Raw genomic sequence first — 12,355 nt, 5'->3', positions numbered from 1 at the left:
TTTGTTGTATTCAGACCAGTTTTTAACTCGGTATTTTGCTTTGCTCATTGCGGTGTCTAGTATCAGCGTGGTTTGGCGATCTGATCAACGCTAACTGAGAAAGTTCCACTATTTGTTCAACAAGGCCTGTTGCAGCTATTATCGCAATTGTTTTCGGCCTTATTGCAGGTCTTATCGGTGGTGGCATTGCCGCGAACACTCAACTTATATCTTTGGTTGCCATTTTTAGCTTCGTCAGCGCTGTACTCTCACCATGGGTAAGTCAGTCAATCGTCGCACAGCGTGCAAAAGCGCCTAAAGCGTCTCCGCGTGCCCGCACTCAGTCCGCCCCCGCACAACACCCTACACCTGCGTCAACGGGTCAAAACCCAGATGGTTCAGATCAAGTCACACTATATGTAGGTAATTTGCCGTTTAAGACGAATGAGCAGAATGTAGAAGAAACATTCTCTGAGTTCGGTCATGTTTTTGCAGTACGTTTAGTCAAAGATCGTCGCACTGGTAAAAAGAAAGGTTACGGATTTGTCGAGATGTCAGCGCAAGGTGCCGATGAAGCGTTAAATCGTTTAAACGACTCTGAATATGAAGGCCGCACACTTAAAGTGCGTTTTGCTAACACAGAACGTAAGGACTAAGTCCCTTCTTTATTATCTGTATTGAGCCTTTGGTATTCAGTTGATACCAAAGGCTGATGCAACCTTTATCTCGCACATTGGGCGCCAGCCCTGTTTGAGTTAGAATAGACGACTTTGTTGACCGCGCTGTATGAGAGCGCACGCTATAGAGTCCCTGTTATGAGTCAATCATTACCAAGCCGATATCAAGCCCAGCTCGATACTAAAGCAGAACAATTGCGCCAACGCTTAGCCCCGTTTACGCCACCCGCACTTGAAATTCATCCGTCATTACCTGAACACTATCGCATGCGCGCTGAGTTTCGCGTCTGGCATGAAGGTGACGCGCTGTATTATATAATGTTCGACCAAGCGACACGCGACAAGTATCGGGTCGACTCGCTACCTGCAGCTAACCAACTTATCAACCAACTGATGCCAGCTGTACTGGAGTTTATTCAGTTCCGACCATTGCTGCGCAAAAAGTTGTTTCAGGTCGACTTTCTAACCTCTACCACGGGCGAAGCCGTCGTATCTCTTCTCTACCACCGTCAACTCGAGGCAAGTTGGGAAGAAGCTGCCGATGAATTACGCGCAGCGCTTAATCAGTTTGCCAAGGTCAGTATTATCGGACGCGCCCGAAAGCAGAAAGTGGTGCTCGGTAGTGAAGCGGTAATGGAACAGTTAGAGGTCAATGGACGTCTGTATAAATTCGAGCAGGTAGAAAATAGCTTTACTCAGCCGAACGCTGGCATTAACCAAGCCATGTTAACTTGGGCAAGCGACGTCACCAAGGGGCTTAGTAACGACTTGCTGGAATTATATTGCGGTAACGGTAACTTTAGCTTACCCCTTGCGACTAACTTTCGACGTGTGCTTGCAACCGAGATCAGCAAAACTTCAGTACGCTCGGCGGAACTGAATATCGCGCTCAATCAAATAGATAATGTCCAGGTTGTGCGCTTGGCGGCTGAAGAAGTCACCCAAGCCATTCAAGGAGAGCGAGTGTTTCGACGCTTAGAGGGAATCGACCTATCTGACTATCAGTGCGACACCGTATTGGTTGACCCACCACGCGCAGGACTTGATGCTGACACGCTGCAGATGGTCAGCCGCTACCCGCACATAGTCTATATATCGTGTAACCCTCAAACCTTAGCCGAGAATCTGGAAACATTAACCCACACGCACCACATAACCCGTGCAGCATTATTCGACCAGTTCCCGTTTACTGAGCATACTGAGGTTGGCGTTTTTCTTAGCGCGAAGTCATGACTTCGCGCGGGGATGCTACGCATAGCAGCCAAAGCTGGTTTGTTGTGCGTTACTTCAAAACTACGTGCGAGGTTTCTGCGGCAGGACTGTGCGATGAAGGGGCCGGCGACGAAGTGGCAGGCGACGAAGTGGCAGGCGACGAAGTGGCAGGCGACGAAGTGGCAGGCGACGAAGTGGCAGGCGACGAAGTGGCAGGCGATGAAATGGCCGGCTCGTCTGCAGCCACATCACAATTCTTGGCTTTGGCTACGCGGCACATATATAGGTTCATCACATGGGCGGTGATGAGTAGCGATGCGCCCACCAGAACGACCGGAATTTCCCACAAGTGGCCGAACTCATGCCCTATATTATGTTTATTGAAATACAACACCACGCCTGTCGCAAGGGCGAGCATAGGCAAAGGGCTACGATGATGGCGTGAACCGATACCAATGGCTACGCCACCAAGTACTGCACTGACCAATAAAATGCCACGTTCTAAACTTTCCGCGCCTAGAAAAGATAAGCCAATCAGCGATAAGGTCGGCAACAATACCGGTACTAGCAAGCAGTGCAATGCACATACGATGGCTAGCCAAATGCCTGTTTTGTCGAGCGGTTTATGCTTCATGAACCAACCTTAGTCTACTGTTAGGGTGTGATAGTATAACATTGCGTATATAAAGTGCAATTAGCGGCCACGCTCAAAACACAGATTTACCTGTTCTATACGCGTCTTGCGCTAAATGAGAGCACCTGGTCGATATGCTCTGCTCCCCACCTCAGCATGGCAAGGCGGTCTACGCCTAACGCGACACCTGCACAATCCGGTAAACCTGCCTCAAGGGCCGTTAATAAATGGTGATCAATAGGCTGCTGCGGCTTGCCTTGGCGCGACCGCATCTGATTGTCCGCAGCGAATCGCTGTGCCTGCACTGAACTGTCGCTCAATTCATAGAAACCATTGGCGAGTTCTATCCCTTTAAAGTACACCTCGAAGCGCCTGGCTACCCGAGGGTCCTGCACATCAATCCTCGCGAGAGCAGCTTGACTGGCGGGGAAATTAAATACGATAACCGGACGTTGTTGACCCATTTGGGGCTCAATAAAATGACTCATTGCCAGTTGCAGCAACGTGTCGGTATCGGTTTCCGTTGCTACCCAATCACCAAGCTGCTGTGCACTCAGCCAGTGCTTTAGCTGCGTAATACCAGCTGCTTCCAACGGGTCTATGTTTAAATACTTCAAAAACAGGGCTTGGTAGCTTATATAATCCGCAGCCTCGCAGCCCAAAGTAACTTGCAAAAATGCATCGACCTCCTGCATTAATTGCGTGTCGTCAAAGCCGATACGGTACCACTCAAGTAAGCAGAACTCTGGGTTATGATAGCGCCCCAATTCGTCATCGCGCACTGCTTTGCCAAGCTGATAGATACACCCACTGCCAGCGGCTAGCAGGCGTTTCATTGCATACTCAGGCGAAGTTTGCAGAAAGTAACGCTGACCAGCGATGCTGGTTTCGGCGTTGGTTAAGTGAGGATCTGTTACCCCTGCTGTGGCTAACAACGGTGTGTCTACTTCCATCACTTCGCGCTGCGCGAAGAAATCGCGTATCTCACGCATTAATTGGGCACGGTCGCGTAAACGCTGAACACTAATGCCGGGTTGCCAAAGGGTCATAAAAGGTTGCCATGTCCAATAACAAAACGGTGCCAATGGCACCGTTTATTCGCTCGATTGATTGATTCGGCATTATGCCGACACCGTTATTTTTGCACGCGAGAGACGTAATCGCCGCTGCGGGTATCAACCTTGATCACTTCGCCAATTTGTACGAACAATGGCACACGAACCACAGCGCCAGTCACCAAAGTGGCCGGTTTACCACCTGTCCCAGCAGTATCACCTTTCAAACCAGGATCGGTTTCAGTAATTTCTAATTCAACAAAGTTCGGTGGTGTGACATTGATAGGCTTGCCGTTCCACAAGGTTAATGTGCAAACGTCTTGCTCGACTAGCCATTTAACCGTGTCACCCACTGCGGCTTCATCGGCGGCTAGTTGCTCAAAGCTCTCATTATTCATGAAATGCCAGAACTCGCCATCACTGTACAAGTATGCAAGTTCAACTTCCTGTACATCGGCCGCTTCAACGCTATCGCCGGACTTGAAAGTCTTCTCTACTACTTTACCGCTAATTAATTTACGGATTTTCACGCGGTTAAAAGCTTGGCCTTTACCTGGCTTAACCATTTCATTTTCAAGGATGGTGCAAGGCTCGCCGTCCTGCATAATCTTCAAACCACCTTTGAATTCACTTGTGCTGTAACTTGCCATGGATATCCTCTTTGCGGGAAGTCTACAAATTTTGTCCCAATAATAAACCAAACCGGGCGGCATTTCAGGTAAAATAACAGCCCATTGAATTAAAATATCTATTCGCACCCATGAGCTCAGCACCGAACGAGGCACAAGTTATCCATCTAAGCGCTCCGAACGATTGGCAACGCCAGTTAGCGAATGCTTATAAAGACCCGCTTGCACTCGGTGAGGCGTTGCAGCTGCCAAGCACTTGGATTGCCACGCATGCGCCAGCTCGACGTTTATTTCCGATGCTGGTGCCACAACACTTCGCTGGTTTGATGCGACCTGGCGATATTAATGACCCATTATTGCGCCAAGTCTGGCCCTTGCACAACGAATTCAATGCCGTCGATGGCTATAGCACAGACCCACTTGGCGAGGACGATGCCACTGCACAACCCGGTTTATTGCATAAATACAGCTCACGGGTATTAGTCATTTTGCGCGGCGGCTGTGCAGTGAACTGCCGCTATTGCTTTAGGCGCCACTTCCCATATGGCGAACATAAGTTTGGCCAAGCTCAACTTAATGAATTAGTGCGCTATATCGTCGCTCACCCGGAGGTGAATGAAGTGATTTTGAGTGGCGGCGACCCATTGATGGCGAAGGACGATAAGATTGCCACATTACTGGCTGCATTGGAGCCATTAGCGCAAATTACCCGAGTACGTATTCACTCGCGCCTGCCAGTGGTGATTCCTGATCGCCTGACCCAGGAGCTTGCCGACCGCTTTTATGCCAGTCGCTTGCAAATTATTCTGGTAATTCACGCCAATCACGCGCAAGAGATTAGCCCAGAGCTTCGCCAAGGTCTTGCCAAATGGCGTCAAGCGGGTGTGCATCTGTTGAATCAAAGTGTGTTATTGCGAGGGGTCAACGACGATGCTGCAGCATTGGCGCAACTCAGTGAAGCCTTGTTCGCGGTGGGTGTCATGCCGTATTACTTACACCAGCTAGATAAAGTGGCCGGCGCCGCACACTTCGCAGTGAGCGACACCTTTGCCACTGATCTTATTCAGCAATTACAGGCTTCGCTACCAGGTTTCTTAGTACCTAAACTGGTACGTGAGATTGCCGGTGAAGCAAGTAAAACACCGCTTTGGCCTAGTGAATCCTAAGCCGTGGTGTTAATGTTTTGCCCCACCGCCGCACTCGGCGTAGACGGGCTAACGGTCATTTCGACCGCTGCGGATTGCAATAACTGCAAGCTCGCTTGGCCGACTAACTTTTGCTGATTGTTCGCCATCTGCACACCTTTAAGTTCAAGGGCTTGCTGGCTATTCATTGATACTTCCATGCTACCTCCTACGTGATCACGTATTTGGAAAAAAAAGCGAGGGCATTTACCCTCGCTTACTGTGTCGGTGACTGCGCCGGATACTTTAACCTCTTTACGAAAATTAAGCGTTAAAGTTTTCGCGGAACCAACGTTCAACCATTTCACGTTCATGACCAAGATTGTCGGTACTGGTGCTATGGCGCCGAATACTGTCGGTAGTCGTGCGGCCACGCAGACGCTCCTCACCCTCTTGCAGTACTTCGCCGTCGGCTGCCACTAAGCTGTATGCAAAGCGTAATACCGGTTCATGTCCATGGCGAACGATGCGCAACGGCTCTAAGCCACCGCTACTTGGAATAGGTTCAACGTAACCCGCCAAATCGATATCGGTGACAGTGACGTTTAATACCTGGTCTTCAGGCAAGCGACTTGCCACTTGGGCAAATATTTCCTCAAAACCAGCTAACGTACGCTCACGAAATCGGGTGCGGTTTTCACGCGCAGGTTCGATATCGGAAAAGCGTTCGGGCTCTTTAAACTCAATATTCAACTCTGCGCTATGCGCTGCACTAAGCGCGGATAAAGGCAATAGTGCCATTGTGATCAAGGCAATCATGGTGCGTTTCATATCGGTATCCTCCTAATAGGACAACATACATAGTTGTAGAGTATGACCATAATTTAAGCAATAGGTTGCAGGTTAGAGAATTGCAAAGAATTGCCTGGCGCACCAACAAAAAGGCAGTGCCGAAGCACTGCCTTGAATAGGTTGGAGCGACGTAAGCGAACGCTTACATCATGCCCATGCCGCCCATGTCGCCGCCTGGCATTGACGGAGCTTCATCTTTTGGCAACTCGCTAACCATGGCTTCGGTGGTAATCATTAATGATGCCACTGAGGCTGCAAATTGCAGTGCAGAACGAGTTACTTTGGTTGGGTCCAAAATACCCATTTCTAACATGTCGCCATACGTGTCGTTACCTGCGTTGTAACCGAAGTTACCTTCGCCTTCACGAACCTTGTTGGTAACCACTGACGCTTCCGCACCGGCGTTGGTCGCGATTTGACGCATTGGCGCTTCCATCGCACGTAACGCAACTTTGATACCGACGTTTTGGTCTTCGTTGTCGCCACGTAAGTCTTGCAACTTGCTCGCTGCGCGAACCAGAGCAACACCACCACCAGGCACTACGCCTTCTTCAACCGCAGCGCGGGTTGCATGCAACGCGTCTTCAACACGTGCTTTCTTCTCTTTCATTTCAACTTCAGTCGCTGCGCCAACTTTAATCACCGCAACACCGCCAGCTAACTTAGCTAAACGCTCTTGCAGTTTTTCGCGGTCGTAGTCAGAAGACGTTTCTTCGATTTGTGCACGAATTTGACCAACACGTGCTTCAATCGCTTTCTCATCGCCCGCGCCGTCAACAATCGTGGTGTTGTCTTTGTTGATAACAACACGCTTCGCACTACCTAAGTCTTCTAACTGAGCTTTTTCCAGCTCCATGCCAACTTCTTCAGAAATCACGGTCGCGCCAGTCAAAATAGCAATATCTTGCAACATGGCTTTACGGCGGTCGCCGAAGCCTGGTGCTTTAACTGCCGCTACTTTGACGATGCCGCGCATATTGTTAACAACCAAAGTTGCCAGCGCTTCACCTTCAACGTCTTCAGCGATCAGCAATAAAGGCTTACCTGATTTCGCCACACCTTCAAGGGTTGGTAGCAATTCGCGGATGTTGCTGATTTTCTTATCAACTAACAAAATGTAAGGGCTGTCGAGCTCAACCAGACCAGCTTCTTGGTTGTTCATGAAGTAAGGCGATAAGTAACCGCGGTCAAACTGCATACCTTCAACCACGTCCAGCTCGTCTTGCAAGCCTTGGCCTTCTTCAACGGTGATGACGCCTTCTTGGCCCACTTTGTCCATGGCATCAGCGATAATTTTACCAATGGTGCTGTCAGAGTTCGCTGAAATCGTACCCACTTGGGCAATCGCTTTGCTGTCGGCACATGGCTGAGAAATTTTCTTCAGCTCTTCAACCGCCGCAATCACCGCTTTATCAATACCGCGCTTCAGATCCATCGGGTTCATACCCGCAGCAACTGACTTCAAGCCTTCAGCCACAATCGCTTGCGCCAATACGGTCGCAGTTGTGGTACCGTCACCGGCTTCATCGTTGGCTTTTGACGCAACTTCTTTGACCATTTGCGCGCCCATATTCTCAAACTTGTCTTCAAGTTCGATTTCCTTCGCAACGCTAACACCGTCTTTGGTGATAGTTGGTGCGCCAAATGACTTATCCAACACCACGTTACGGCCTTTAGGGCCCAAAGTTACTTTTACCGCGTCGGCAAGGATATTCACGCCTTTCAGCATTTTTTGACGTGCTTGGTTACCAAATTTAACTTCTTTAGCTGCCATAATCTGTATTCCTTCTTAATTCTCAGTAGTGGTAGTTCGTTTTAACGTAACGAACGGTTACTCAACGATGGCTAAAATGTCTGACTCGGACATGATAAGCACTTCTTCGCCGTCCAGCTTCTCGGTTTTCACGCCGTAGCCTTCACTGAATAAGACTTTGTCACCAACCTTTACATCCAATGGCTTCACTTCACCGTTGTCCAGAATGCGGCCATTGCCCACAGCGATGATTTCGCCGCGAGTTGACTTTTCAGCTGCTGAGCCAGTTAACACGATGCCACCTGGTGATTTACTTTCTGCGTCAGAACGCTTGACGATCACACGGTCATGCAAAGGACGAAGTTTCATGTGGATACTCCCTAATTGAGATAGACATAACGAAAGGCCCGAAGGCCGGTGTTAAATATTTAGTTGATAGCAAAATGGGGGCTGCTGTGACGAACCCAAGGGGGCGAGTGAAAAAAAATTCACTTTTTGCTGTTGCGCGTGTCGTCGTTATCACCCAGATGCGCATGGGGCTCGCGCTTCTCAGTATACTCGCCGTCAATCACGTCGCCGTTCGCGTCATTAGCTGGACCTCTAGAGCGACTACCTGGCTGCCCTTGACCAAACTGAAAGCGCATGAAGGCAGCTTTGCCCTTAGCCTGCATACGCCCAATTAAGCGTCCTGCGAGGGCATGCCGAACAGGCGTCACAAGTAACGCAAAACCAATGATATCGGTCACAAACCCGGGGGTAATCAGTAGCACGCCTGCAAAGAAAATAAGCAGCCCACCGACCATTTCCAATTCAGGCACTTGACCTTGCAACATGCGTTGCTGCATCGCCACCCAGTTGCGCACGCCTTGAAGCTTGACTAATAATGCGCCTATCACCGCCGTGGCAATGATTAACAAAATAGTGTTCCAACCACCGATCGCATCGCCCACTTGCAGCATGATAGTGATTTCGATAATTGGAACAGCAATAAATATCAATAAAAGTAGTTGTAACATAAGTAGTCCTAACTTGGTGTTAACTCTATAAATGGGGCATGATAGCCGCAAATTCAAGGCAGCTTGCTCTTTCCACTTACGAGGTTTTTTATGCCAGTTACACATGACATCATCATGGTTTTCTGCACAACGCCAAGCCGTGCGGTGGCTGAACAGATTGCGCAAACTCTGGTGGCTAAAAAATTAGCTGCTTGTGTCAATATAGTTGCCGGGGTCGAATCTGTGTATGCATGGGAAGGAAAGATTGAGCAACAGCAGGAGTTTTTACTGTTAGCAAAAACTACAGCGGCAAATTATGAGCGACTTGAGGCGACCATTTTGTCATTGCATCCGTATGACACCCCAGAGATTATTGCCAGCCCTATTCAACATGGCCTGACGGATTATCTCACCTGGGTCGCAGCGACCACTGGCAACAACAACTAACCAGGCAACCGGATTCATCGTCGGTTAACCTTGACCTGCGATGCTGCTACTATCTGTGCTTTGCTGGTCACTCAGGTTGCCGCGGGCTTTTACTTTTTTATGTGCAGGAATTTAAGTATGTTTACAGGCGCCATTCAAGGCAGTGCCCGACCTAAGGTCAAACGCCCATATCTATTTCGCATGGGTTGGTTTGCAACTTGGCTGATGCTGCTTGCATTTAGTTGGCAAGCGCCCAGCATGGCGCAAACCTTTAACATGAATCAGTTTGCCAGTAACGACAGTGACTTTTTGCCAGTCCAGCAAGCGTTTCAGTTTAGCTATGAGCAGCACGGCGATGAACTCAGCCTGCACTTTGATATTGCCGAAGGTTACTATTTATATCAGCACCGCTTTAGTTATCAGCCTGAATCTTTAATTTATGGCATTCAACCGCTCCCTGAAGCAGAAGAGCATTCCGATGAGTTTTTCGGTGATACCTTTATTTACCGCGACAGCTTAACAATTGTGGTTGAGTTAGCCCCACTTCAGGGCGGTGAGGTATTGACGTTTAGCTTTCAAGGCTGCGCTGACGCTGGCTTATGTTATGCGCCGACGCGGCATGAAATCTCCCTGCAGGCAACCACGGGCGCAGGTGCCGCCGGCACAGGCAGCGGTGTCGCACTTGCCGATTTTTCAGAACCGGCTGGTGGCCCTTTCAGTGAGGTACTGAATTCTGACAACCTGACCTGGGTCATGCTGGTGTTTTTACTGCTCGGGCTAGGTTTAGCCTTTACCCCATGCGTGTTTCCAATGTATCCGATTATTGCCGGGATTATTGGCGGTCAACGCGGTAAGCTCACGACAGGACGCGGCTTTTTGCTATCGTTTGTGTACGTGCAAGGTATGGCCCTCACCTACACGGCACTAGGTATTATCGTGGCGCTCGCGGGTATGCAATACCAAGCGTACTTACAGCACCCGGCTATTTTAATCACCCTAGCAATTCTGTTTATTGTCCTTGCAGCGGGTATGTTTGGCGCATATACATTGCAACTGCCAAGCCGATGGCAGAATTCGCTCAATCAATTGAGTCAACGCCAAAAAGGCGGCGCCTATGGCGGTGTTTTCCTGATGGGTGCGCTGTCTGGCTTGATTGCATCCCCCTGTACTACGGCACCATTATCTGGCGTATTGCTATTTATCGCGCAGTCTGGCGATGTGGTAAACGGTGGTTTAATCCTCTATGCCTTAAGTATCGGAATGGGCATCCCGCTGATGATTATTGGTGCGTCTGGCGGCAAGTTACTTCCGAAAGCTGGCCCATGGATGAACAGCGTGAAGATTATATTCGGCCTGTTATTGTTAGCCGTAGCACTGTTTATGATCGAGCGCCTCATTCCAATGTTCACCGCAGCTATTCTGTGGCTGGTGTTTATCGTAATCAGCATCGTGATTATTAGCCGTAGCTTCTGGCCACAATTGAAAGCCCGTGGGCGAGTTATTTTGGTCGCTTGCATGCTGGCACTAGCCAGCGCTGGGGTCGTTTGGCAGAAGCCATTTATCCAAGCCGCGTTTATGGAGCACTTGGAGTTTGAGCAAGTAGTCGGCCTTGAGGCATTGCAGCAACGCTTGGACGCCGCGCAAGGCCAGTGGGTCATGCTCGACCTGTACGCCGACTGGTGCGTTGCCTGTAAAGAATTTGAAGCCTACACCTTTACCGACCCGCAGGTTCAAGCGCTACTTGAAAATGCGGTCGTACTGCAATCGGACGTCACCAGTAGCAACGCAACCAATAACGAATTGCTCGGCCACTATCAAGTCGTTGGCTTGCCCACCATTATGTTTTTTGACCCTAATGGAGAGGAAATTCGCGGTGCGCGGGTGACAGGCTTTATGAATGCCCGTGACTTTGCCCAACATTTAGAGCAGCTAATGATGTAAAACTTGCGCCGAAATGCTGTGATAAGACCAGTATTTTACTGTCATTTTGAAATTAGGCCGTATAATGACATGATTGGTTAAAACGCCAATGCCGCATTTGTGGTTTTGGCTTTATCGCAGCAGATGAGCGCAATATGACTGAGAAATCACGCATTTTAGTCTTGCATGGCCCTAATTTGAATATGTTGGGGACGCGTGAGCCGTCGGTATACGGTACGACCACGCTGGCACAGATCAATCAAAACCTCACTCAGCTTGGGGCTGAATTAGGTTGCGCAGTCACTTGCCTACAAAGTAACGCCGAGCACGAGCTGATTGATGCAATCCAGCAAGCGCACGGTAACATTGACTTCATTATTATAAATCCTGCTGCTTATACCCACACCAGTGTGGCGATCCGTGATGCCTTACAAGGGGTACAAATTCCTTGTATTGAAGTGCATTTATCGAATGTACATGCGCGCGAAGCGTTTCGTCACCATTCCTATATCTCAGATATTGCCCAAGGGGTAATATCTGGGTTTGGCGCAGCTGGTTACTCATTCGCATTGCAACAAGCAGTTAGCCTGTTGCAGTCCTCTTCTCACACTAACTAGAGCAAAGATATTGGTTATGGATATTCGTAAAATTAAAAAGCTAATCGAACTGGTTGAAGAGTCTGGCATTGCAGAGCTGGAAATCACTGAAGGTGAAGAATCAGTCCGTATCAATCGTCACAGCCCAGCACCTATGCAACAAATGCATTATGCGGCACCAGCGCCGATGCCTGCAGCAGCGCCAAGCGCACCGACCGCAGCCGCTTCTGCGACCTCTGTTGACGCACCTGCGCCAGAAGAAACTGGCCATAAAGTGCGTTCACCTATGGTTGGTACGTATTATGAGTCGCCAGCCCCAGGTGCAAAAGCCTTTGTTCAGGTTGGCCAGCAAGTCAATGTCGGTGACACCCTGTGCATCGTGGAAGCGATGAAAATGATGAACCAGATTGAAGCAGATGTCAGCGGCACTGTGAAGAAAATCTTGGTTGAGAACGAAGCGCCGGTGGAATTCGACCAGCCGCTATTTATCATCGAATAATACT

General features: G+C 49.3%; 15 protein-coding genes. 7 read left to right on the top strand and 8 right to left on the bottom strand.

Going from position 1 to position 12,355, the window contains the following annotated elements; genetic code table 11:
• Positions 1–212 precede the first annotated feature (212 nt).
• Positions 213–635, top strand: a complete 423-nt coding sequence (locus CWE07_RS07655; protein WP_241974095.1) for an RNA recognition motif domain-containing protein — start codon at positions 213–215, stop codon at positions 633–635.
• Positions 636–794: 159 nt separating this feature from the next.
• A complete protein-coding gene (trmA, locus tag CWE07_RS07650) occupies positions 795–1,889 on the top strand; it encodes a tRNA (uridine(54)-C5)-methyltransferase TrmA (protein ID WP_111569108.1) in 1,095 nt (364 codons plus the stop codon).
• Between the two features lie 49 nt (positions 1,890–1,938).
• Here the strand turns inward: trmA and CWE07_RS07645 are convergent, their stop codons facing one another.
• From CWE07_RS07645 to efp, 3 genes are all read right to left on the bottom strand, one after another.
• Entirely contained in the window at positions 1,939–2,502 is a 564-nt protein-coding gene (locus CWE07_RS07645; protein ID WP_111569109.1) for a MerC domain-containing protein, read from the bottom strand.
• Between the two features lie 95 nt (positions 2,503–2,597).
• Complete coding sequence (gene epmA / locus CWE07_RS07640; RefSeq protein WP_111569110.1) at positions 2,598–3,551, bottom strand: elongation factor P--(R)-beta-lysine ligase; 954 nt, start codon at positions 3,549–3,551, stop codon at positions 2,598–2,600.
• An 86-nt stretch (positions 3,552–3,637) separates the two neighbouring features.
• Entirely contained in the window at positions 3,638–4,207 is a 570-nt protein-coding gene (efp, locus tag CWE07_RS07635) for an elongation factor P (RefSeq protein ID WP_111569111.1), read from the bottom strand.
• Positions 4,208–4,317: 110 nt separating this feature from the next.
• Between efp and epmB the strand changes: the two genes are divergently transcribed.
• Complete coding sequence (epmB, locus tag CWE07_RS07630) at positions 4,318–5,352, top strand: EF-P beta-lysylation protein EpmB (protein WP_111569112.1); 1,035 nt, start codon at positions 4,318–4,320, stop codon at positions 5,350–5,352.
• Here epmB and CWE07_RS07625 read toward each other — a convergent pair.
• From CWE07_RS07625 to CWE07_RS07605, 5 genes are all read right to left on the bottom strand, one after another.
• On the bottom strand, positions 5,349–5,531 hold the full coding sequence (locus CWE07_RS07625; protein WP_111569113.1) for a hypothetical protein: 183 nt from the start codon (positions 5,529–5,531) through the stop codon (positions 5,349–5,351). The genes epmB and CWE07_RS07625 overlap by 4 nt on opposite strands.
• 103 nt (positions 5,532–5,634) lie before the next feature.
• The gene (locus CWE07_RS07620) at positions 5,635–6,141 is read right to left on the bottom strand and encodes a DUF3016 domain-containing protein (protein WP_111569114.1); all 507 of its coding nucleotides are present in this window, start codon (positions 6,139–6,141) and stop codon (positions 5,635–5,637) included.
• Between the two features lie 163 nt (positions 6,142–6,304).
• The gene (gene groL, locus CWE07_RS07615; RefSeq protein ID WP_111569115.1) at positions 6,305–7,936 is read right to left on the bottom strand and encodes a chaperonin GroEL; all 1,632 of its coding nucleotides are present in this window, start codon (positions 7,934–7,936) and stop codon (positions 6,305–6,307) included.
• Positions 7,937–7,993: 57 nt separating this feature from the next.
• A complete protein-coding gene (locus CWE07_RS07610; protein WP_111569116.1) occupies positions 7,994–8,284 on the bottom strand; it encodes a co-chaperone GroES in 291 nt (96 codons plus the stop codon).
• Between the two features lie 119 nt (positions 8,285–8,403).
• Positions 8,404–8,931, bottom strand: a complete 528-nt coding sequence (locus tag CWE07_RS07605) for an FxsA family protein (protein ID WP_157983239.1) — start codon at positions 8,929–8,931, stop codon at positions 8,404–8,406.
• 90 nt (positions 8,932–9,021) lie between these two features.
• Here CWE07_RS07605 and cutA point away from each other — a divergent pair, with 90 nt between their 5' ends.
• From cutA to accB, 4 genes are all read left to right on the top strand, one after another.
• Positions 9,022–9,357, top strand: coding sequence for a divalent-cation tolerance protein CutA (cutA, locus tag CWE07_RS07600; protein ID WP_111569118.1), 336 nt, complete (start codon positions 9,022–9,024; stop codon positions 9,355–9,357).
• A 117-nt stretch (positions 9,358–9,474) separates the two neighbouring features.
• Positions 9,475–11,277 carry a protein-disulfide reductase DsbD gene (locus CWE07_RS07595; protein ID WP_111569119.1) on the top strand — a complete coding sequence of 601 codons (1,803 nt, stop codon included), beginning with the start codon at positions 9,475–9,477 and terminating at the stop codon, positions 11,275–11,277.
• A gap of 134 nt (positions 11,278–11,411) precedes the next feature.
• Positions 11,412–11,873 (top strand): type II 3-dehydroquinate dehydratase, encoded by a 462-nt coding sequence (gene aroQ / locus CWE07_RS07590; RefSeq protein ID WP_111569120.1) that lies wholly within the window; start codon positions 11,412–11,414, stop codon positions 11,871–11,873.
• A 16-nt stretch (positions 11,874–11,889) separates the two neighbouring features.
• Positions 11,890–12,351 (top strand): acetyl-CoA carboxylase biotin carboxyl carrier protein, encoded by a 462-nt coding sequence (accB, locus tag CWE07_RS07585; RefSeq protein ID WP_111569121.1) that lies wholly within the window; start codon positions 11,890–11,892, stop codon positions 12,349–12,351.
• Positions 12,352–12,355: the final 4 nt, after the last annotated feature.

This window comes from Aliidiomarina maris (assembly GCF_003987335.1).
Classification (GTDB): Bacteria; Pseudomonadota; Gammaproteobacteria; order Enterobacterales; family Alteromonadaceae; genus Aliidiomarina; species Aliidiomarina maris.
This window is presented reverse-complemented; position numbering and strand designations above follow the sequence as displayed.